The organism is Sphingobacterium wenxiniae (genome assembly GCF_900116225.1).
Lineage (GTDB): Bacteria > Bacteroidota > Bacteroidia > Sphingobacteriales > Sphingobacteriaceae > Sphingobacterium > Sphingobacterium wenxiniae.
Genome location: NZ_FOZZ01000007.1, coordinates 219560 through 243372, shown reverse-complemented (window position 1 = coordinate 243372; position 23813 = coordinate 219560). Strand labels below are relative to the sequence as shown.

The following is a 23813-nucleotide window of genomic DNA, read 5'->3' as shown; positions in this document are numbered from 1 at the left end:
AGCAAATGCATTAAAATACGTATCTTTAATGCACAACATTAATTCAATCTCATGCAGTCTTTTTACAAAAAAATCTTAGCCATAGTGCTCTCCGCAACAACACTTACAACCTCGGCCCAAGAACATAACGTATCCGCCGGTTATCAAAAACCCACCGATCCGCAAGTCTTGGAAAACCTGGAAACCTGGCAAGACATGAAGTTCGGACTATTTATGCACTGGGGCACCTACAGCCAATGGGGTATTGTCGAAAGCTGGAGCCTGTGTCCCGAAGACGAAGGTTGGACACAGCGCAAACCCGAACATGGCGAAACCTACTTTGAGTATGTAAAAAATTACGAGAACCTCCAAAAAACTTTCAACCCCACAGATTTCAATCCGCAAAAATGGGCTGATGCCGCAAAAGCCGCAGGAATGAAATATGTCGTATTCACGACCAAGCACCACGACGGTTTTGCGATGTTCGACACCAAAGAGTCCGATTACAAAATCACCTCGCCAAACACCCCATTTTCTAAAAATCCAAAAGCTGATGTCACCAAAGAGATCTTCTCCACTTTCCGTAGCGAAGGATTTAAAATCGGCGCCTATTTTTCCAAACCCGACTGGCATACCGAATACTATTGGTGGCCATATTTTCCACCAAAGGACCGCAATGTCAACTACGATCCGTTAAAATATCCCGAGCGTTGGGAGAAATACAAGACATTTACCTACAATCAGCTCAATGAATTAACCTCGAACTACGGCAAAGTCGATATTCTATGGTTAGATGGCGGTTGGGTACGCCCGTTCAAAACCATTGATCAAACTGTCGAATGGCAACGCACTATCAAGGTAGAGCAGGACATCGATATGGATAAAATAGGCAGCATGGCGCGCAGAAACCAACCAGGCATCATTGTCGTGGACCGCACCGTACCCGGCGAATGGGAGAACTATGTAACACCCGAGCAGGCCATTCCTGAGCACCCTTTGGATATTCCTTGGGAGAGCTGTATTACCATGGGAAATTCTTTTTCCTATGTCCCTAACGATAAGTACAAGTCCGCACAGAAGATCGTTGAAACTTTGGTAAAGATTATCTCCCGAGGCGGCAATTACCTCATGAATATCGCTCCGGGGCCGAATGGTGATTTTGATCAGGCAGCTTATGACCGCTTAAAAGAATTAGCCTCATGGGTAGCCATTAACGAATCTGCCATTTACAGTACACGTGCCGTTGCACCTTATCACGAAGGAGATTACTATTACACCCGTAGCAAAGACCATAAAACACTAAACGTTTTTCATCTTTCCGAAGGAAAAGACTATCAAAAAACCGAAGCGTTTCAATTCACTATCCCCGAAAATTTCACCCCTAAAGATGTAAAACTCTTAGGTTACAAAGGCAAAGTTAAATGGACAAAAACAGGCAATACGGTATCTGTTAAAGCGCCTAAAAGCGACCTTAATTACGCCAGCGTACTGCAATTGACATCGAAATAAATACAGCACGATAATGAAATACATTTCCTATATAGTTTTTCTTATATGTCCCTTTCTGGTATCAGCACAACAACCAGCGCTTACCCTCTTAAAACAAGAATTCCTGTTTAAAGAAGGTCAGTATTTTGCCCAATGTCATGCCTCTACCATCGAAGAAACAGCAGACGGCACACTATTAACAAGCTGGTTCGGCGGTTCCCACGAAGGGAATAAAGATGTGGTCATCTGGGGTTCTTTGTCTGATGGCGATCAGTGGACACCACCCGTTGTATGGGCCGATGGGCAAGTAAACGACACCCTGCGGCACCCTTGTTGGAATCCTGTACTCTTTCGTCCCAAAAATGAAAAGAAAATATACCTATACTATAAAGTAGGACCAAACCCACGCGAGTGGTGGGGGATGGTAAAAACTTCAGAAGACGGCGGAAAGACATGGAGCATTGCTAAAAAGCTCCCGAATAACGTATTGGGACCGATTAAAAATAAACCCCTTCAATTGGAAAATGGCGATATTATTTCGCCCTCCAGTGTAGAGCTAAGTGAAGACAGGTGGGTGGCCCATATTGAAAAAACAACCAAGCAGCAACAAGAGTGGACTGTATTTCCAATAGACCAGCAATCCCCCTACAATGTTATACAGCCCAGCGTTTTACTTCACGATAGCAATAGACTGCAGGTGCTCTGCAGGAGTAAAGAAGGTGCTGTTATGAGTGCTTGGTCAGATGATCTGGGCAAAACATGGACCGCTTTGGAAAAAACAAATCTGATCAACCCCAATTCAGCGACAGATGCCATACGCTCCGGGGATATATTCCTTATCGTGTACAACCCGGATATACCCGGCAAAGATTGGTGGGAAGGCCGTACAAAGCTCAGATTGGCCTATTCTACAGATGGATTAAAATGGATAGACGTCATGCAACTTGAAGATCAGGAGAAAGGCGAATTCAGTTATCCTACTATCTTTCAGGACAGTAAAGGACTCATCCATATTACGTACACATACGATCGTAAAAACATGAAACATATCGTCGTACAAAGAGAACGTTAATATTAGGATATAATTAAAGCGGTGTTCCTTTAGTCGGGGGAACACCGCTTTTCACAAAAATATACAATCTTAGAACTTGTAATCTTGCATTAATTCAAATCTGTCAGATAAAGGCGTACTATCCGAAGAAGGCCCTACCAAAAGCTTAAATCCCCCTTTCTCCGTTTTCCACTTTCGATCCGTCCCCCACAATTTTAAATCAGCTTTTGTCAGTTCAAACGAGAATACCTTCGTTTCACCTTTCTTAATGAATTCACGAGCAAAACCTTTCAGCTGCTTCACCGGTGTAACCACACTGCTTACTTCATCCACGATATACAATTGCGCGACCTCTTCTCCGTCCTTTTCCCCTATATTCTTTACCTCAAACTGCACCTTACAAACAAAATCATCGTCGCCTTCCTGCACATCCACTTGTAGATTGTTATAAGCGAACTGTGTATAGCTTAACCCATGACCAAAAGCATATAAAGGCTTCGCATCAAACTCTATATAATCATGGTGCTTCGGTTTGGTATGGTTATAGTGTACAGGCAATTGTCCCACAGACTTAGCCATAGAAATAGGCAACCTACCTGCCGGGTTATAATCCCCGAACAGCACGTCTGCAATAGCCAATCCCCCCTCTTGCCCCGGATACCATGCATTGACAATAGCCGGAACATGCTCCGCAGCCCAGTTCAGGTTCAGCGGGCGTCCCATCACTGTCACCAGTACCACAGGTTTACCCGTGGCTACCACCGCCTGCAATAACGGCAGCTGATCACCCAATAAATCCAGCGTAGCGCGGTCAAAACCTTCTCCGCTCTCCATATCGCTGACAGATGGCGTTCCACTTTCCACATTAGCTGCTCCAGTAGCCTGATAAGAAGTCTTGAAATCCCGCGCACTCGAGCCCCCTAGTACAACGATAGCCACATCTGCCGCTTCGGCTGCCCTTACAGCCGCTGCTATATCCGTAGCAGCTGTATCACGAATCGCACAACCCTTCACGTAATCCACGTACGTATCCTTAGACACCGCAGCACGCACACCATCCAATACTGTTTTTATCTTTTCTTCCGGTTGCGGAGCCGTGTAATCACCCAATTGGTTATACCGATTATCCACATTGGGTCCTATCACCGCCACACGCTTTAATGTCTTACTTAACGGCAACACATTTGATTCATTTTTCAATAGAACAATCGCCTCGCGTGCGACTTGTCTTGCCATAGCCACATGCTCCGCTGTTGCCACTTTATGCGCAACCAGTTTTTCATCCACATACGGACGTTCAAAGAGCCCCAATGCAAATTTCTGATACAGCAAGCGCCCAACAGCCCTATCCACAAAAGCTATATCCACCTGCCCGGACTTCACCGCATCCAACAGATTCCTGCCAAAACCCGAACCACTCAGATCCACATCCAACCCAGCCTCTATACTCTGCTTTGCCGCCTCCTGACCAGTTGCCGCAGTAGCATGTCCACCATTTAAGCCCGAGATACTCAACAGATCCGACACCACAAACCCCTTGAAGCCCCATTGCTCGCGCAAAATATCATCCAATAGCCAAGGATTCGACGAACAAGGAATACCATCAATAGAATTATAAGCCGTCATCACAGATGCTGCCCCCGCTTTCACCGCCGCCTCAAAAGGCGGTAAGAAACTTTGCAGCAAAGCCCGTTCCCCCACACTCACACTACCGCCATTATGGCCACCCTCCGGCACCCCATACGCTACAAAATGTTTCAGGGTAGCTATTATTTTATCCACAGCTCCTACATCCCCCTGAAAACCTCGAACCATCGCTCTGCCCATCTGGCCCACCAAATACGGATCCTCACCATAAGACTCTTCCGTACGCGACCACCTCGGATCCCGTGCCAGATCCAATACAGGGCCATAACCATTCTTACCACCTACCGCATAAGTCTCCCGTGCAATAACAGCAGCCATCTGCTCAATTAAATTCGGGTTCCACGTGCTCGCTTGACCGATCGCCGTAGGAAATACCGTAGCTCCGATCGCCATGTGTCCATGCGGAGCCTCTTCCGACAACAGCAACGGAATGCCCAGACGCGTGCTATCCACCATATAACGTTGAATGGCATTCGTAGCCCTCGCAGCCTCCAGCGGGCTTAAACCATTATTCAATGTCTTTTGCGTCCAAGGATCAGCACGTAACGTAGCCCATAAAAGTCCTATATGCTGTTGCTTAACAGCATCCTTCAGCTTTTCACTCACCCGTATGCCCTTGTCATCCTTCTCATACATCTCCCAGCCCAACAATTTAGATAACTGTCCAACCTTTTCCTCCAAAGTCATACGACCAAGCAGATCCTGCACCCTGTCTTCAATAGGCAACTGACTATTCTTATACGGCAAAACCTGCGCACGAAGACCTGTTCCTAAACAGATCAACCCACCTAACACGATATATTTTAACTTCATTAGCTATAACTCTTTAAAACACCCTCATAACCTCCATCACTTCCTTAACTTTCTTCACTTTAAAATAATAATTAACGTACCGACTGCGGTCTGTTTTCCATTTTTACGCCAAAAGTATCCGAAGGCTTATCCCCCATATCAAACTCCAGCTTCCCGCCCTTCATGAGATCCTCATAAGCGATGTATGACTGCACATAAGGCTTGCCATTGAGCCGTACCTGCTGTATATATTTGTTCTCTTTACTATTGTTATGCGCAATCAATGCTAATGTTTTGCCTTCACCGATCGTCATCGTCACCTTATCAAACAAAGGGCTACCGAAAATAAACGGACCACCCGCAGGCGATACCTGATAAAATCCTAATGACGACAAAACATACCATGCCGACATCTGCCCGACATCCTCATTGCCCGACAAACCATCCGGCTTGTCCGTGTACATCGTGGCCAAGGTCTCCCGAACCCGATCAGCGACCTTCCAAGGTTGGCCGGCGTATGCATACATATAAATGACGTGATGACTTGGTTCGTTTCCATGCGCATATTGACCAATCAATCCACTGATATCCGGCGAAGCATGCTCACCCAGATCACCTTCAACCACAAATAAAGAATCCAGTTTGGTAATAAACTTATCTTCTCCGCCGAAAAGCCCCATGAAACCATTTACATCATGTGGCACCAGCCAGGTATACTGCCAGGCATTCCCCTCTGTGTAATCATTAGCCAAATGTGCCGAATGGAAAGGATCAAATACACCCGGTCTGAAATTTCCTTTCGAATCCACCCCACGCAAAAACTGTAAATCTTTATCGAAATAATATTGATAAGCATCGCTACGCTTGATAAAGTACGCATAATCTTCCTGCTCGCCACGCAGTTTGGCTACCTGTGCCAGACACCAATCCGCAATGGCAAATTCCAAGCCTTTCGCTACCGATTCCACTTCTTCCTTATCATAAGGCACATAACCATACTGTTTGTGCCAATTCAGCCCGCGGTCATCCTTCATCGCAGAAACTTTCATGGCCTCATAAGCCAAATCTTTATCAAAGCCTCCAACACCTTTCAGATACGCATCGGCAACCACGATAATACCCGGGTTTCCCACCATACAATCGGTCTCATTACCCACCAAGTGCCATACAGGAAGCTTCCCTTGCTCCTGATAAATACGCAACATACTATTGATCATATCCGGCACACGATCCCGATGGATAATACTCATCAACGGATGAGCCGCACGGTACGTGTCCCAAAGCGAAAAAGTTGTATAATTTTCGCCCGAGGTTAATTTATGCGGTTTAAAGTCACTTCCCATATATTCGCCATTCACATCACTAAACGTAGAAGGCGCAATCATCGTATGATAAAGCGCCGTGTAGAAGACTTTTTTAGCAATACTATCCGAGGTCTCGATGTTGACTTTTGCCAATTCCTTATTCCATGCCAAATCAGCAGCTTCTTTGACCTGTACAAAATCCCAACCGGGCAATTCAGCCTGCATATTCAATTTGGCATTCGCCACACTAACTGGCGAAATAGCAACTTTTACCAGAATGTCCTGTTCGTCCTGCGCAGCAAAAGCAAACTCCCCATACGTCCGTCGCGCAGTAATCTCATTCCCTTCTTTTACAGCGGTACTATCAGCCAGCCTATACCCTGCTATCGGGCGTGAAAATGTTGCCGTAAAGTAAATCTTTTGGTTCTTGGCCCAGCCCATAGAGTAACGATATCCCGAAACCACCGTATCGTTCTCGACAACCAAATGTCCCTCCTTTTTGCCTTCCCAACCAATACCGGCATCCAGATTAATCAGTACTTTCGGTACTTCATTGTCCTTATAACTGTATTTATGAAACCCTACACGGGAAGTTGCTGTCAGTTCTACATCAACATCAAAACGATTCAGGTGCACAGCATAATAACCCGGTCTGACACGCTCCGTATCCCGATTAAACAACGAATATGCACCGCTATCTTCATGACCATGCTCACCTCTTCTGAAAGTTACATCACCCGTGAAGGGCAACAGTACCACATCGCCCAAGTCACCTATTCCTGTACCACTAAGGTGCTGATGGGCAAAGCCAATAATCGTTGAATCTGAAATATGATAGCCGGAAACCCAATCCCAACCGTCAGAAAGGTTAGAAGGACCAAGCTGAACCGCACCATACGGAACATTAGCGCCCAAAAACACATGCCCATGCCCCCCTGTTCCAATGTATGGATCTACATAATCCGTAAAACGGCGCTGATCGATATTTTCACCCATATTACAGGATATAAATAGCATCAGCACGTTACAGTAAGCAAATAATTTGCTGGAAAAACTCCTTAAATCTATCATCATAATCTTATAAAAATTCTAAATCAAATGTACAATCTCAAAGATTGGTTAACACAACTACGAAAATACGTTTTAGCAATAAAAAAACCGAACCATTGTAACTTTTTTACAAAACCAAACGCTTGTTCGTTTACGTAAAGAACGTATATTCGTAAAAAGACAAAAGTTCAAAATATTATTAAGGACACAACATAAACACTAAATCCATTCATATCATGAAAAAGGGTCTATTTCTATTAATCATATACTTATTCTCCATTTCGTTTATAAAAGCCCAATCCCCTCGCACCGAATGGTTTGAAGAGGCCCGCTACGGTATGTTCATACATTGGGGATTGTACAGTGCTGCCGAAGGACTGTGGAAAGGAGAGAAGTTACGCTATGCAAACAACTATGCAGAGTGGATTCGTTACCGCAATCGTATCTCCAAAGAAGAATATGGTGAATTGGCAAAACGCTTCGTTTGGGACAAAATCAATCCCGAGGAATGGGTATTACTAGCCAAGAAGTCGGGTATGAAATACATCATCATCACCTCCAAGCATCACGATGGTGTAGCACTTTGGGATACCAAGGTTGGTGATTATTCTCTGCCTAAGTTGTCAGGAACGAACCGGGATGTCATTAAAGAAATTGCGGAAGCTTGCCGTAAGCACGATATGAAGTTGGGGTTCTACTATTCCCATTGGCTCGACTGGGAGCATCCATACGCATGGGATCACAACCAAGAACTCACAGGTTACGTAACGGACGAACAATTCAATCAATATTGGCAGGAGAAAGCCATCCCGCAGATGCGTGAATTGTTAACGAATTACGGCGACATCGCCATCATGTGGTTCGATATGTGGATCCCTTACGAGAAAACCATTTTTAAAAGAGAACAGCTGGAACAAGCAGTAGCACTCATCCGTGAACTACAGCCCAATTGCCTGATTAACTCACGACTGGGCTTACCAACGGACGCCAAATATGTAGATTTTGAAACCTTAGGCGACAACCAATTTGGTACAAGCTATGTTGACCACCCTTGGGAAACCCCGGGCACTATTGCCCATTCTTGGGGATATAGCGGTCAAGAAAAAAACTGGAAATCCAGTGGTCAACTTTTTGAATCGCTAATAAGCAACGTAGCACTTAATGGGGGCTTCACGCTGAATATTGGCCCTCGTGCCAATGGAGCTGTTCCTTATGAAAGCATTAGCCGATTGAATGACATAGGACAATGGTTAAATAATTATGGTGAAGCATTGTATAACAATACTGGACTTAATCTCAACCAACACGATTGGGGTAAAATTACCAAAGACAGAAAAAGCAATACTGTATACCTACATGTGTTCAATTGGCCTTTAGACGGCAAATTGCGTGTGTCTGGCATCAATAGCAAACCACAAAAAGCCGAATTGCTTTCTACAGCAGGAAATGAAACACTTTCTGTTGAGCAATATGGACCACTAACGCACATCCAATTGCCCCAACAGCAGCCTGATCCATTCGTTTCAATTATCCGACTTACATACGATGATATAGAAACAGTGTCTTCCATTGTGGCCGAATCTACTTTCGGAGGCTTTTCCCTTACCGGTCAAAATGCTGTGAACAAATCCGAATTGCAACTCGTCAAAGCCGACAGAACGCGACCTGCCTATACGAAAACAACCGATAATAAAGTAATCTGGGAGGTATATCTTCCTGCAGCAGGAACCTATAGCGTAGATTTGTCAGGGCATAATCCTGAAGAAGCTGCTGTTGCGGTAATCCTTAAAATAGACAATCAAAAACTACAAGCTGCTATTGCTCCAAACGGAAAGGTCGTAGCAGAACCCAATGAGAATAATTATACCGACGAATTTGTCGACAGTCCTATTGGTGAAATTACTGTAGACAAAGCGGGGAAATACACAGTCGAATTGCAATCAGAAGGAAAGCAACAACTGTGGTTAAACCATATTTGGATAGAGAAAAAAGAGGAATAGCCTCCTGTGGCCTATATGCTTCCGAAGTTTCTAATATTTCGGAAGCATATTAAAAAATCAAAACACAATATGAAGAAAAAACAGCAAATCTTTTCCAAGATCATAAGTCTAATCCTGTTTATTGTTGTGAATGCTTTATCTGCCTTGGCTCAAGAAAAATCTTTGCAGATTGAACAGCTTAACGATAAGCTTTATCTCTTCACAACCTACAATGAGTATAATGGAACGAAAGTTTCTGCAAATGCATTGTACCTTATCACCAATGAAGGAGTAATACTGTTTGATACACCGTGGGATGCTTCACAATATCAACCTCTTTTGGACAGTATCCAAAATAGGCATGGCTTACCTGTAATTGGTGTTTATGCCACGCATTGGCATGAAGATCGTGCCGGAGGTTTTGGCTATTATAATGAAATAGGTATTCCTACTTATGCAACAGCCCGCACCAATCATCTGCTCCAACAAAACGGAAAACCCATGGCAATGTATATTATTGAAGAAGACACAATTTATACTATAGGTGAAGAAACTTTTGTGTTTAATTTCTTTGGCCCTGGACATTCCTTAGATAATACCGTAGTTTGGTTTCCTGAATATAGGATTCTTGATGGTGGATGTTTTATCAAAAGTGCTGATGCCAAAAATCTTGGTTTTACAGGTGATGGAAAAGTCGAAGAATGGAAACCTTCTTTAGCAAGGTTACTCGCTCATTATCCTGAAATCAACCTCGTTATTCCCGGTCATGATGATTGGAAAACTTCCAAACAGCATATTGATAATACACTACAGCTTTTAGAAAAAGATCAGTCTAAAAATTAAACGCAGATTAATAGAAATTTCTTGCCTTACTTCTGAACAATTTATTAATGTGTTGTTTTGTACATTCTCAAGTCTTTTTGTCATACTGAGCTTGTCGAAGCCTCAGAGTGACAATAAGGGGCTTTTTATTTTATAACGCACAATAGGTTTTATTAAAAACCCCTATCTATAAGGAAACAAATTTATTCTTATCTTAGCCCTAAGAGAGCTCGTTATCTTGTTGACTTATCTTTGAGACTGCTTCGGGAATGGTTCGAGACAGGGAGTAGATGAGTCCATGGTAAGTCCGAGGTGAGTCCGTGTTGACTCCGAGTATTAACATGGACATACGGGGTAAGAACAGCACGGGAACCTCGGTCGCACCCATAAGCATTACCGAACCTAAGCCGAAGCTATCCTAAAGCAGTACCGAAGACTCTTCGAAGAAGTGTCGAAGGGTTTCTATACCTTCCATACATTGCCATTTTCATAAAACAAGTCCACTTTTGATTTTCAATTTTGCAATGCCTTGTCGAACACCGGTTTTCATATTGGTAAAAATTCACAAAAACTTGTTTTTCAGCACTATAAATTTCTAATTTTATGCTATGGCTATCGTAAAAAATGGATTTTTGAGGGGCCAAGTTGGGAACTTGGTCAATCGCAAGGTCGGCAATCAGCAAGTTGTACAGACTAAACCGGGACGTAAGATTAAGCAATCGAAATCAACCAAAGCTGCAGCGGAGGATTTCGGTTATAGCAGCTCCATGGGAGCACTTCTCAGACAGGCATTTGTTAACACCCATATGCAGTTGCATGATGATAAAATGCACAACCGTTTGATACAACATATCCGACGTGTCATGAGGTCTACGCCCAAACCCCGTCCGGGTTTAAATACAATAGAATCCGGTAACTTAAATAGGCTAATTGGTTTCCAGTTCAATAGGAATTGTCACCTGCATGATTATATGTATGTCGATCCCATTCTAAGCATAAGCAATGATAAGCAGGTATCTGTACATTTTCCGGCTTTCCAACGATACCAGCATCTCTATATTCCAAAAGACTGCTATTATGTCACCATACAAGTAGAAACCATTGGTTTTACTTATGGGGCATTCCTTCCTCTTGGAACCCAAGAAATAGAGATCTATACAGGCCAAGGACAAGAGGAAGTCATTCCCGAACAGCAACTTATTTTTGACATCCCAAAACAACAGGTAGATATAATCTTAGTAGGTCTAAACATAATATACAGCGATAAAATGGGAAACCGAAATTTTGTGCGCAACACAAAAGAATTACATCCCGCAGCGATTATTGGAGGTTTTGTTTAATCAAAAAAGGGAGTTGCTTTTCGCAACTCCCTTTCGCTTTAATTTACCGTTATCTCATCGATAAAGATGTAAGCCGCATCCAAGCCAGCTCCAGGATTTCCGGCTGGGATTTCCCGAGGGCGCTTCGCTTCTACCTTTAGGTAGCGAGTCTTCTCTTGCCCTATGGCTATTTGTGGGTTACCTTTCGCTTCTAAAACAAGAGCCCTATCTACCGATTTTACCAAACGGAAATTCTGGTTATCGTTTGACACATAAATATTGATTTCAGTCGGATAGTGTATCCAGCTGCCTGTGCTTTCCATTGCAGAAACCAGGACGGAAGAAATATCTGTTGCCGTACCGAAGTCGATCGTAGCGACCATATCTCCTTTGTTGAAGCCTAACCAGTTTTCCTGATGATAGTTCTTCGAACCGAAAACGCCATCCACTAAGATAGCAGCACCACCGCGGGAATAAGCTTCATTAGGTTGGGATTCCAGTGTGATTGATTTACCGGTCGATTTGGAGTGCACAAACTCTTTGGTGGTCGTTGCGCTGATCTGTTTGCCATCTTCAAAATATGCGCTCTTAATGATAAGCGATTTATCAATGGCTATCGGTTTTATATAAGGTAAAGAAGAAACCGTAGGTTCCGTACCGTCTACCGTGTAACGAATACCTTGAGGATCCTTCGCAGTGGACAGCTCATAAGCAACGATACCATCCACATGTTTTATCCGACCGATAACTTCATGTATGGCTTTGCTATAATTGATACCTTTACGATCCAAAATTTTGAAATGTTGCACGACACGTTTTTCAAATCCTTTATAATCTTCCGGATTGGATGTACCCCAAGTCACTTCCGATAAAGCCATCAAACGTGGAAACAACATGTGTTGTACCTGTTTAAAAGTAGGAATGTATTCTGTCCACATATTGGCCTGTGCACCTAAGATGTGTTTACTTTGTTCAGAAGTTAACTCCTGAGGAATAGGATCGTAGCTATATACTTTTTCCAGGCGTATCTGTGCATTAAATGCAGCAGGTTCTGTTTCCGGATTTCCTTGGTAATAATCGAAATACACATGTGAGGCAGGCGTCATAATTGCATCATGTCCAGATTTTGCCGCTTCAATTCCACCCTGTATACCTGTCCAGCTCATCACTGTGGCATTTGGGGCTAGACCACCCTCTAAGATTTCATCCCACCCGATTATTTTTTTGCCTTTACCATTAATGTATTTTTCCATTCGGGTAATGAAATAGCTCTGAAGCTCATGTTCACCTTTAAGACCCTCTTTTTTGATGAGTTCCTGACAATGGGGACAAGCTTCCCAACGTTTCTTAGGGGCTTCATCACCCCCGATATGGATATATTGGCTCGGGAAAAGAGGGATAACTTCGTCAATTACATCTTCCAAAAGCGCGAAAGTCTCTTCCTTTGGACAGAAGATATCCTCAATCACGCCCCATACTGTTCCAACCTCGAACGGACCACCTGTACAGGATAGTTCCGGATAAGCCGCCAAAGCTGCCTGTGCATGGCCGGGCATTTCAATCTCGGGAATAATCTCGATATGCAGTTTCTGTGCATAAGCCACGACATCCTTTATTTCCTCCTGTGTATAGAATCCACCATAGCCTTTTTCGGTAATTCGACCACTTTCCTCATCACCAAACGCTATAGGCTTACGAAAAGCGCCGATTTCAGTTAGTTTCGGATGTGATTTGATTTCTATGCGCCAACCTTGGTCGTCTGTCAAGTGCCAATGAAATTTATTGATCTTATAGGCCGCAAGGTAGTCCAAGTAATTTTTTACTTCATCCACCGTGAAGAAATGACGACATACGTCCAGGTGCATCCCCCGATAAGCAAACTTAGGTTGATCGGAAATATGAAGATGAGGTAACCTCAAATCCGATTTGTGCTCCTCAATAAGTTGTAACAAGGTCTGCATTCCATAAAAGATACCATGATTCGATGAAGCTGTAATTTCAATACCTGTATCATCGATCTTTAAATTGTACGCTTCCGGATTAGCTACAAGTGTTGGATTCAAACGGTAGCGGATTGCTGCCTTTTGAGCTTGCGTTTTTACATTTTTGCCTGTGATAGCTTCGATGTGCTTTTGTAGATAGGTCATCTCCGGGAAAGCAGCATCTTTTAAAATAGAAAGGTTCTTGCCCAGTGAAAACGTGCCTTTTCCCACAGTCATCTCTTGAGGCTGTGGAATCAGAGCCTCTTGGGCTTGTCCTGTGAAGGTCTTTAAAGAGAGGCATACTAATGCCCCAAATGCTAATTTCTTCATGTTATGTTTTTTTTGCGATTTGAGATATGCGAATTGTGAAAAATCTAACATCTCAATACGCAATACTCATTACGCAATACTCTTTGTTTTCTCTTTCAACCAAGCTGCTTCATCGGCTGTTAGGTGGGAAGACAGCTTTTCGAATACCCAGGCATTGTAGTTGTTCAACCAATCGATATGTTTCTGATCCAACAATTGCTTATCCACCAAATCGGTAGCGATGTAGCATATCGTCAATGTTTCAAAATCCATAAATTCGCCAAACTGATTGGATTCTAGAGTTTTGCTCAATACCAGATTTTCGATGCGGATACCGTATTGTCCTTCGCGGTACAATCCCGGTTCGATGGAAGTAATCATCCCTTCTTCAATAGCAATATCGATCGCGGAAGGGTTAAAAACATGCGGTCCTTCATGCACGTTTAAGAAGAAGCCTACACCATGTCCTGTACCATGTCCATAGTTACGCAAGGTTTCCCATAATGGGCGGCGTGTAATAGCATCGATTTGGTAGCCTCGGGTTCCTTTCGGGAAAACCGCCATACTGCCTTCAATTGTACCTTTCAACACGAATGTATAATCTGCTTTCTCTTCCGCTGTAGGCGTGCCCAAAGAAACAACGCGGGTGATATCTGTCGTGCCATCTCGGTATTGTCCTCCTGAATCCACCAATAGAAGGCCTTCAGCCTTTAATTTTGCATTACTTTCTTCCGTTGCCTTATAGTGCGGCAAGGCCCCATGTTCCAGATAACCGGCAATGGTATCAAACGAAATATCCACGAAGCCTTCACCTTCAGCACGTATCGCTTGCAGCTTATCCGCAATAGCGATTTCCGTCAGCTTTCCATGTGGAACTTCTTCCTCTATCCATTTAAAGAATTTCGTCATCGCGACACCATCTTTTATCATAGCGTGTCGTGTATGTTCGATCTCTACACTATTTTTTACGGCTTTCAACAACGTTGAAGGGTTCATGCCCTCAACAATTTTTACAGCAGTCGGCACAGCATCGTACATGGCAAAACAAGTACGTTTGGTGTCCAATAGGATATTGTCAACTTGTAAAGAACGAATTGCCTCCGTAGCTTCTTCATAAGGGGCTAGGGACACTTGGGACGCTTGTAATGATGTCCTATCTTGTTCAGAAAGCTTTTCGGCATCAATAAATAATGTATTATTTGCTCCTTCAATCAGCAGAAAGCCTAATACTACTGGGTTGCACTTCACATCTCCTCCGCGGATATTCAATACCCAGGATAAGTCATCAAGTGAGGAAATAAGGTGTGCCTGTACATGTTTTTCTTTCAGTTGTGCATGGATTTTACCCAACTTGCTGCTTGTGGATTCGCCGGTTGCTTTTTCATCCAATAGATAGGCTGGTTGTTGTGGCAGAGCCGGACGATCGTTCCAAAGCTCCTCCAACAAATCTACATGTCCGTCGACAACAACACCTAGTGGCAACAGGTTCTCCTTTACAGACTGTGCTACTGCCACAGAAGCAAGGTTTCCATCGAATGCAACTGTGGATCCTTTTGGTAATGTCTTAGCCAGCCACGTTGCATATTCTGCAACACCTTGCACTTTCAATTTTACCAGCTCAAATCCTGTTCCTGCAAGCTGTTCATTCGCCTGTACAAAATAACGTGAGTCTGTCCAAAGACCTGCAAAATCCTGTGTGATTACCAACGTTCCCGCTGATCCTGTAAAACCTGAAGTCCACGCAATACATTTGTACCGTTCAGGAAGGTATTCACTGATATGTGGGTCGGATGAAGGAATGATATATCCGTCTATGCCCCTTTCGCTCATCTTTAAACGAATAGCTGCTAATTTCTCTAAATGTGTCATCTTTTCTCCTGCAATTCAGCCTGCAAGTTAGAAAATATGGCTTGAAAACCCCTTTTAAATCCTCATCGTTTTTAAATTTTTTATAATTAACTTTGTGCGAGATTTTAAAGGTCATAAAAAAATCGGTGCATTCAGAGAAGCTAGAAAAGAGGAAAAATGCACCCTAATGAAAACAAAATGAGTTATAACGAAAAAAAAGTAACAATTGAACTGGGCGGAAGTTTAGCCCCAATCGAATTGTCTACAGGCAAATTGGCTAAACAGGCTGATGGTTCTGTGGTGTTGAAACAAGGTGATACCATGTTGTTAGCGACAGTGGTATCCGCAAAAGAGGCAAAACCAGGAGTGGATTTTCTTCCACTTTCTGTAGATTACCAAGAAAAATATGCGGCGGCAGGTCGTATCCCCGGCGGATTTCTTCGTCGTGAAGCCAGACTATCAGACTACGAAGTGTTGATTTCACGTTTGGTGGACAGAGCTTTGCGTCCATTATTCCCTGAAACATATCATGCAGATACGCAAGTGATGATCTCCTTGATTTCTGCGGATAAAGATATTATGCCGGATGCTTTGGCAGGTTTGGCTGCTTCCGCTGCTTTGGCGGTGTCGGACATTCCTTTCAACGGTCCTATTTCTGAGGTTCGTGTGGCAAAGATTGATGGACAGTTGGTAATCAACCCACGCATGTCTGAATTAGCAAACGCTACATTGGAATATATCGTAGCAGGTTCTGCACAGGATATCGTGATGGTAGAAGGGGAGTCTAAAGAGATTTCGGAAGCTGAAATGGTAGAAGCAATTGCTTTTGCACATGATGCTATCAAAAAACAAGTTGCTGCGCAGGTAGAATTGGCTAATTTGGTAGGTTCTAACGTAAAACGTGAATTCAACCATGAGCCATCTAACCTAGAATTGCGTGAAGCTATTTTTGCAGCAACTTATGATAAAGTATATGCCGTAGCAAAATCCGGTTCTACGAAACATGAGCGTACAGAAAAATTTGCCGCTATCGGTGAAGAATTCTTTGTAACGCTGGGTGAAGAAATAGACGAAGAAACAGCATTCTTGGCTAAAAAATATTTCCACGATGTGCAGTATGATGCAGTGAGAAACTTGGTGTTGGATGAAGGGATTCGTTTAGACGGTCGTGATGTACGTACAGTGCGCCAGATTTGGTCTGAGGTTGATTACCTTCCTGCGGCGCATGGTTCGGCTGTATTCACACGTGGTGAAACCCAGTCATTGACTTCTGTTACCTTAGGAGCGAAAGACGATGAGCAGATGATTGACGGAGCTTTCATCCATGGATACAACAAGTTTATCCTTCACTACAACTTCCCTGCTTTTTCGACAGGTGAGGTAAGACCAAACCGTGGTCCTGGTCGTCGTGAAGTTGGGCATGGTAACTTGGCGATGCGTTCTTTGAAGCAAGTATTGCCTGCTGATGGGGAAAATCCATACACCATTCGTGTGGTTTCTGACATCTTGGAATCAAATGGTTCTTCTTCCATGGCTACTGTTTGTGCAGGTACATTGGCATTGTTGGATGCAGGGGTGAAATTGAAAGCACCGGTATCTGGTATCGCGATGGGCTTAATCACGGATGAGAAAACAGGTAAATACGCTATTCTTTCTGATATCTTGGGTGATGAAGACCACTTAGGTGATATGGACTTTAAAGTTACTGGTACAGAAAATGGTATCGTAGCTTGTCAGATGGACTTAAAAATCAATGGTCTAAAATGGGAAGTGTTGACCCAAGCTTTGGATCAAGCGAAAGAGGCTCGTTTACATATCTTGAATGAGATGAAGAAAACGATCTCTGCTCCACGTGAAGATTACAAACCACACGCACCGCGTATTGTTTCTTTGACTATCGATAAAGAATTTATCGGTGCAGTGATCGGACCAGGTGGTAAAATTATCCAAGAGATGCAACGTGAAACCGGTTCAACGATTTCTATCGAAGAAGTGGATAACAAAGGTGTAGTTCAAATCTTTGCTGACAATAAAGAGTCCATCGATGCTGCCGTTTCACGTATCAAAGCTATTGCTGCGAAACCTGAAGTTGGTGAGATTTATGAAGGTAAAGTGAAATCCATTATGCCGTTTGGTGCATTTGTGGAAATTATGCCAGGCAAAGATGGTCTATTGCACATCTCTGAAATCGAATGGAGACGTCTGGAAACAATGGACGGCGTGTTGAAAGAAGGTGATATGGTAACCGTTAAATTGTTAGAGGTTGACAAACAAGGTAAGCTTAAGCTATCTCGCAAAGTATTGTTGCCTCGTCCTCCAAGAGAAGACAAACCAAAACAAGATGCTCCGCAAGGATAGTATTGTTTTAGATTTATATCAGAAAAAGACCTGTTAACAACAGGTCTTTTTTATGGAATAAGATTTCCTTTGTCATCTTAGTTTATATATGAAAACACATTGGTTCATTTTTGTTTTGCTGTTTTTCTTGGGAAATGCTTCCCGAGGGCAGACTTTTCATCTTGATGCTTTGGATACCTTAGCGATTAAATTGCAGACCGAATTTAATAAAGTTGGAATTCCGGATTCTATTCGGTTTCGGAGTGTCTATAGGGTAAATCGCAAGGTTGTTGGGTTAGAACAATGGCGGAATGGTGATTGGGATGTTTATCTTCGGGACAGTCCGAGTTTTAAAGATTCGGTATACTACGATGTTTATATTAGCAAACACCCATCTTTAGATACTGTTGAGGTAGATGTGTCTTTTGGTGGGAGTTTGTTTGCTTTTGGTGGGTATCATGAGTACTATGGTGATTTTAGAGGTGGTCCGAATGCTTTTATGAGTAGAGCTAAAGACTATCTCAAAGAGAATTTATCCTCAATGAGTTTTAGAGATACCATTGTTTTATTTTTTGACACTAAACGACCTTCGAATTTGTTAGTTACTATTGGTACGAATCCTATGTTAGAAAAGGCTTTTAGTAATTTTTTTGCGGATAGAGAAGAAATGCATCGTCCTGGGTTATGGTATGGTATCGCTTCTGCATTAATGTATTCAAGTCACGTTTTTGAGGTTGTGGGCAATGCGGGAGATATCAAAATAGATTATATCGGTGCTGAAGATTTTGTGTCTGTAAGTTTTGATGAAAATAGGGTTTGTGGTGCTTCGTTTAGAGGAGGGGTGCAATCTTTTTACAGAGAAGATGCGCACTTTTTTTACGATAGAAAGCTACCACTTAGTTATTACAAAGAACATGGGCTTTTGAAAGATGATGAATTAACGATGAAATGTTTTGAGGGTCTGTTTGAAAGAAAACCGCTCAGCGGCATGTATTCTATTTCTACCTTTAAAAGATAAAACAATAAAGGCTGTCAAACTGACAGCCTTTATTGTTTTATAACATAATCACGGATTCGATCTTAGAAACTTTCTTGTAATAATCAATTACGTCTTCAGCGTTATTGACAAAAGTTTCTACAGTTATGGATTTGTATTTTCCTCCCGAAGATTCCTTTTCCGAAAATTTAGAGCTTGCGTGTTCAAATACGTTTTTAACAAGCTCAAGCTTGTCTGAATCCGCTTTTACAATAAATTTGAATGTATAAAGCGACGGAAATTGTTCAATTTCGTTGAGCTTTACACGAAAGTTGTCATAAAAATCAGTAGGTGTATTCCCTTCGTTGTTGGGAATGTCCTGAATATTGATGTTGTTTATATCTGCCATTCTTTTTTCTCCTTATACTCATTGGATTGCAAGAAGTGTACCAGTCAATATTATGTAAGCCTTTGTTATGCTTCATCCCCCATAGTAAAACCTTGTCATTCCGACTTTGGAGGAATTTGTAAACGATGTCATTTCAGTCTGAGAATGTTCAACCCCTAACGTACAGCTACTTTACTGCGTTCGGTATGACAAAGGTTGTATAGCTTTAATTCTCCATGGAAGTAGGCCAGCTCTCTCGTTTTTGTCCTAATTCTTTATTTGGCTTATCAGACATTTCAAAGACAAGTTCTCCGCCTTTGAGCATATCCTCATGTCTGATGTACATCTTGTTATACGGTTTTCCGTTCAATGTGATTGCCTTTACGTATATGTTTTTAGTCGAGTTATTGCGCGCTATGATGGTAAAGGTTTTGCCATTAGGCATGCTGATATTGGCTTTATCTAATACAGGGCTTCCGAAGACATATTCACCACCTACTGGTGCTACCGGATATAATCCCATCATTGACCATACAGCCCATGCGCTCATCTGACCGGCATCCTCATTTCCGGCATAGCCATCCGGGCGCTCATGGTACATCGAGTCAACGATGAAACGAATTTTTTCTTGCGTTTTCCACGGTTTGCCGATATAGGTGTACATATAAGCAATATGGTGGCTTGGTTCATTACCATGTGCATATTGCCCGATAAACCCACTGGCATCAGGGGATTGGTTTTCACCGGTCATGTATGACGGAGCAGCAAAGAGAGTGTCCAACATTTTGTCCAATCCATCTTTTTCCGGGAACAATTTGTCCAACCCGCGAATATCGTGCGGTACGTAGAAGGAGTGTTGCCAAGCATTGCCTTCAATGTATTGGCTTTTGTCGAATTCATGTTCCGAATAGAACGGATCGAAAGGTTCAACAAATTTTCCGTTTTTGTATTTCGCACGCATAAAGCCGCTGTTTGGGTCAAAATGATTAATATAGTTTTTAGCACGTTTTAAGAAAAGTGCATAGTCTTCCTTTTTGCCCAGCTTTTGTGCGACCATAGCAATACAATAATCATCAAAGGCATATTCTAAGGTCTTGGTAACGGAGCCTCCATTCACGTCTTGTGGCACGTAGCCATACTCAATATAGGCAGGAACCTCCCGGATTTCCTGAAAAGCACTTTTGCGCATAGCCTGGTATGCCCGCTCTGCGTCCAATCCTGGCCATTCTTTAAGCACAGCATCTGCTAATACCGGAACGGCATGGTAGCCTGTCATGGTGTTGGTCTCAAAAGTACTCAAATCCCAAACAGGCAATAACCCGTTTTCATCGTAAAAAGCAAGCATGCTGTTTAAGATGTCTGTGTATTTTTCGGGCTGTGTAATGGTGAACAATGGTTTCAATGCTCTGAAAGTATCCCATAGGGAGAAGAAGGTGTATCGCTGTCCGCCATTAGCCATGGTTTTGCGTTCGCCTTTGTAGTTTTTGTATTCCCCATCCGCATCCGAGTACAGGGTAGGGGCAATGGCTGTGTGGTACAGGGCCGAGTAAAATATGGTTTTTAAGCGTTCGTCGCTTGTTTCAATTTGAATTTTAGCAAGTTCTTTTTCCCATTTCTTTTCCGCTTCGGTTTCCACCCGTGCAAAATTCCAATCCAGAATTTCGTTCAAAGCTAATAAAGCTTTGTTACTGTCTGTGGTCGATAAAGCTACCTTTAGCTGTATCTTGTCGGTTTTCTTAAATTCAAGATTTCCGATAACCCATGCGCCTGTAGCTTCCTTGTCATTATGGTGTCCTGTCGGGGTTACCATGTGTACTTTGGCAATAGGTTGCGAAGTCGTGATGGCAAAATAAACATGTTGCTTATTTGCCCAGCCTTTGGATTGGCGCAGACCAACCAAAGTAGTATCGTTCACCTGGTGTAAATAACAGTTGGTGGCTTTATCCCAGTTGTATTCGTGTTTCAGATCAACACGGATAGTTGGTGTTTCGGTGTCAGCAGGGAAGTGGTATTGATGAAAACCAACACGCTCGGTAGAGGTTAGTTCGGCTTTGATGCCGTTTCCCAGTGTTACCTGGTAATAGCCGGGTTTGGCACTTTCGTTATCACGTGAGAATTTCTGTTTTACATCAGTCTTTTCCGAAAGTACAGGCTGCTTGAGCGGCATAATGGCGATGTCTAACCAATCACCGATTCCGGTTCCGCTAAGGTGCATGTGGCTAAAGCCGGCAATAGAATCGGAAGAAATGTGATAACCACTAACCCAGTCCCAACCGCTCTTGCCGTTGTCCGGGCTAAGTTGAACTAAGGAGAATGGAAGAGTTGCTCCTGGATAGGTGTGGCCGTGACCGCCTGTGCCGATAAAGGTGTCGACATGTTTGGTAAGATGTTGGGCAGATGAAGGTAACGTGGCCGAAGTCAATGCAACAGCCAAGGTACCCAGAGTCCATATTTTGTTATTTTTCATATTCTTTATTCTTAAAAAGATAATATTACTAAAAAAGGAGGATATGTAGGTAAAAAACCTTTTAGAAGACAGGACAAATGTATCTTATTTCTATGCTTAAAACAAAGGGAGGATTTCTTTTGACAATGTGTCGATTCTTCCCATCCCACAGCCTTTCCGTCCCTCGCCGGGACAGGGCATTAGTTATCAAAAAACTTTTTGTTATAGTCCTCACCCTTAATCCCTCTCCCAAGGAGAGGGAAACCAATTAGTTTCCTTGACAGTTAGACAGGTAGCAAACTATACGCTCCCTCTCCTTTGGAGAGGGCTGGGGAGAGGATAATAATGCAGGTACACTTAATCTTGATGCCAAAGCAAAAGCTTTAGGCGGCCTGAGCGACATAAAAAAACTGTCTAACAAAAAAACTCCATTTCCCCTCAACACGACTCTTGTTAAAAACAAATTTTGATGCATTTATTCTGAATTTTAGCATTAATTAAACGATTTGCTAATTTTTTTTAGTAGATTGGGCTTATACAATGTATTGGAATGAAAAAACGTGTATTGATTAGCGATATAGCGAAAGCCTTAGGGATTTCAGTGACAACGGTATCCTTTATTTTGAATGATAAGGCCAAGGAGAAACGCATAAGCGATGCGATGACGAAGCGCGTGTTGGATTATGTCAAAAAAGTAGGATATAAGCCTAATCAATTAGCCAAAAGCCTGAGGACTGGGCAAACAAAGATTTTGGGACTGCTGGTTGAGGATATCGCCAATCCTTTCTTTTCCAATGTTGCTAAATATATAGAGCGTCAGGCTTATGATGCGGGCTATCATATTATCTATTGTAGCATGAATAATGACGGTCAGAAAGCAAAGGAATTGATTCAGATGTTTATGGACCGTCAGGTGGACGGTTTTATCATTACACCTTCGGAGGGATTGGAAGATACTATTGCGAATATTCGTCAAAATAATATCCCTGTTGTACTATTTGACCGATATATCCCTACGGTGGATACCCATTATGTCGTTTCGGACAATAAAAAAGGGGCATATGAAGCTACTAAGCACTTGCTGGAAAATGAAAACAAGCGAGTAGGGCTTATTTCGCTCTATTCTAACCAGACGCAGATGCGTGATCGCTTGGAGGGTTATATGCAGGCAATGGATGAATTTCAGTTGCAGTCTTATATCAAAAAACTGCAACTAGGTGCTCCAGAGCAGGATGCTAAAGATCAGATACTAGAATTTATCGTGGATAATAAAATGGATGCGGTACTTTTTTCAACAAACTATCTGGCAGTAAGTGGGCTGAAAGCTTTAAAAGAACATCGTATACCGCTGCCAAGGATGGCCGCTTTTGATGAACATACGCTTTTCAAATTGCATGATCCCTCAATAACGGTTGTGTCCCAAAACATAGAACAACTTACAAAAGAACTCATCCAGACATTGGTGGCGGATATAGCAGGGCGGTCAAAAGAACTGCGTAAAATAACAATTCCCTGTGAGTTGATCATCAGGGAATCATCGATTGTTACTCTGCCGGAACAAATTTCATAGACAGTGAATTGACGCAATGACGTGTGTTCTTCGCTGTGAAACCTTCCCCTTCGAATACATGACCAAGGTGACCTCCACACTTGGCGCATAGGATTTCTGTCCGTCTACCATCGGCATCTGTTTCTTTGCGCACTGCTCCCGGGATTTCATCGTCAAAGCTCGGCCATCCGCAGTGTGATTCGAATTTGTCTTTTGATAGATACAACGGAGCGTCGCAGCGTTTGCAGATATAGGTGCCTGCAGCTTTGTTGTTCAGTAAGGCCCCGGTAAAAGGGCGCTCAGTGCCCTTATGTAAGATAATGTATTCCTCTTCTGGGCTAAGTTCGTTGTATTTATTACTATCGCTCATGTTGGTAATGATTTTTTGCTTGTTTCTTGACGTGTGCACGGCATCTGTAGCCTTTTGTTGGCACGAAAAGGCAATTAACCCACAACTCACCAGTAAAATGGATAGTGCTCTAATTTGCATGCCGACACCTTATTTATAATATATATTCAAAGTTGGGTTCTTTTTATCAGAAAAACA

Annotated in this window: 15 protein-coding genes; 8 read left to right on the top strand and 7 right to left on the bottom strand. The window is 42.8% G+C overall.

What is annotated here, in order from left to right; translation table 11 throughout:
- Nucleotides 1-51 precede the first annotated feature (51 nt).
- A complete protein-coding gene (locus BM375_RS11210; protein ID WP_093366089.1) occupies nucleotides 52-1488 on the top strand; it encodes an alpha-L-fucosidase in 1437 nt (478 codons plus the stop codon).
- Nucleotides 1489-1501: 13 nt separating this feature from the next.
- Nucleotides 1502-2539 (top strand): sialidase family protein, encoded by a 1038-nt coding sequence (locus BM375_RS11205; RefSeq protein WP_093366087.1) that lies wholly within the window; start codon nucleotides 1502-1504, stop codon nucleotides 2537-2539.
- A 69-nt stretch (nucleotides 2540-2608) separates the two neighbouring features.
- Here the strand turns inward: BM375_RS11205 and BM375_RS11200 are convergent, their stop codons facing one another.
- Nucleotides 2609-4978, bottom strand: coding sequence for a glycoside hydrolase family 3 N-terminal domain-containing protein (locus BM375_RS11200; protein ID WP_093366085.1), 2370 nt, complete (start codon nucleotides 4976-4978; stop codon nucleotides 2609-2611).
- Between the two features lie 71 nt (nucleotides 4979-5049).
- Nucleotides 5050-7335, bottom strand: a complete 2286-nt coding sequence (locus BM375_RS11195) for a GH92 family glycosyl hydrolase (RefSeq protein WP_093366083.1) — start codon at nucleotides 7333-7335, stop codon at nucleotides 5050-5052.
- Nucleotides 7336-7547: 212 nt separating this feature from the next.
- Here BM375_RS11195 and BM375_RS11190 point away from each other — a divergent pair, with 212 nt between their 5' ends.
- From BM375_RS11190 to BM375_RS11180, 3 genes are all read left to right on the top strand, one after another.
- Nucleotides 7548-9311, top strand: a complete 1764-nt coding sequence (locus BM375_RS11190) for an alpha-L-fucosidase (protein WP_093366081.1) — start codon at nucleotides 7548-7550, stop codon at nucleotides 9309-9311.
- Nucleotides 9312-9380: 69 nt separating this feature from the next.
- Nucleotides 9381-10133, top strand: a complete 753-nt coding sequence (gene bla, locus BM375_RS11185) for a BlaB/IND/MUS family subclass B1 metallo-beta-lactamase (RefSeq protein WP_093366145.1) — start codon at nucleotides 9381-9383, stop codon at nucleotides 10131-10133.
- 587 nt (nucleotides 10134-10720) lie between these two features.
- Entirely contained in the window at nucleotides 10721-11452 is a 732-nt protein-coding gene (locus tag BM375_RS11180) for a hypothetical protein (RefSeq protein WP_093366079.1), read from the top strand.
- 38 nt (nucleotides 11453-11490) lie between these two features.
- Here the strand turns inward: BM375_RS11180 and BM375_RS11175 are convergent, their stop codons facing one another.
- Both BM375_RS11175 and BM375_RS11170 read right to left on the bottom strand, forming a co-directional pair.
- Nucleotides 11491-13743, bottom strand: a complete 2253-nt coding sequence (locus BM375_RS11175) for a family 20 glycosylhydrolase (RefSeq protein WP_093366143.1) — start codon at nucleotides 13741-13743, stop codon at nucleotides 11491-11493.
- A 69-nt stretch (nucleotides 13744-13812) separates the two neighbouring features.
- Complete coding sequence (locus BM375_RS11170; RefSeq protein ID WP_093366077.1) at nucleotides 13813-15591, bottom strand: aminopeptidase P family protein; 1779 nt, start codon at nucleotides 15589-15591, stop codon at nucleotides 13813-13815.
- A 177-nt stretch (nucleotides 15592-15768) separates the two neighbouring features.
- Between BM375_RS11170 and pnp the strand changes: the two genes are divergently transcribed.
- Nucleotides 15769-17928: a polyribonucleotide nucleotidyltransferase gene (pnp, locus tag BM375_RS11165; protein WP_093366141.1), complete on the top strand. Its 2160-nt coding sequence runs from the start codon at nucleotides 15769-15771 to the stop codon at nucleotides 17926-17928.
- 88 nt (nucleotides 17929-18016) lie between these two features.
- Nucleotides 18017-18925 (top strand): hypothetical protein, encoded by a 909-nt coding sequence (locus tag BM375_RS11160; RefSeq protein WP_093366075.1) that lies wholly within the window; start codon nucleotides 18017-18019, stop codon nucleotides 18923-18925.
- A 37-nt stretch (nucleotides 18926-18962) separates the two neighbouring features.
- Here the strand turns inward: BM375_RS11160 and BM375_RS11155 are convergent, their stop codons facing one another.
- Complete coding sequence (locus BM375_RS11155) at nucleotides 18963-19292, bottom strand: DUF493 family protein (protein ID WP_093366073.1); 330 nt, start codon at nucleotides 19290-19292, stop codon at nucleotides 18963-18965.
- Between the two features lie 205 nt (nucleotides 19293-19497).
- The gene (locus BM375_RS11150) at nucleotides 19498-21738 is read right to left on the bottom strand and encodes a GH92 family glycosyl hydrolase (RefSeq protein WP_093366071.1); all 2241 of its coding nucleotides are present in this window, start codon (nucleotides 21736-21738) and stop codon (nucleotides 19498-19500) included.
- 529 nt (nucleotides 21739-22267) lie between these two features.
- Between BM375_RS11150 and BM375_RS11145 the strand changes: the two genes are divergently transcribed.
- Nucleotides 22268-23287, top strand: a complete 1020-nt coding sequence (locus BM375_RS11145; RefSeq protein ID WP_093366069.1) for a LacI family DNA-binding transcriptional regulator — start codon at nucleotides 22268-22270, stop codon at nucleotides 23285-23287.
- On the opposite strand, the gene BM375_RS11140 is transcribed toward BM375_RS11145, so the two are convergent.
- Nucleotides 23262-23756, bottom strand: coding sequence for a methionine-R-sulfoxide reductase (locus tag BM375_RS11140; protein WP_093366067.1), 495 nt, complete (start codon nucleotides 23754-23756; stop codon nucleotides 23262-23264). The two genes, BM375_RS11145 and BM375_RS11140, sit on opposite strands and share 26 nt — an antisense overlap.
- Nucleotides 23757-23813: the final 57 nt, after the last annotated feature.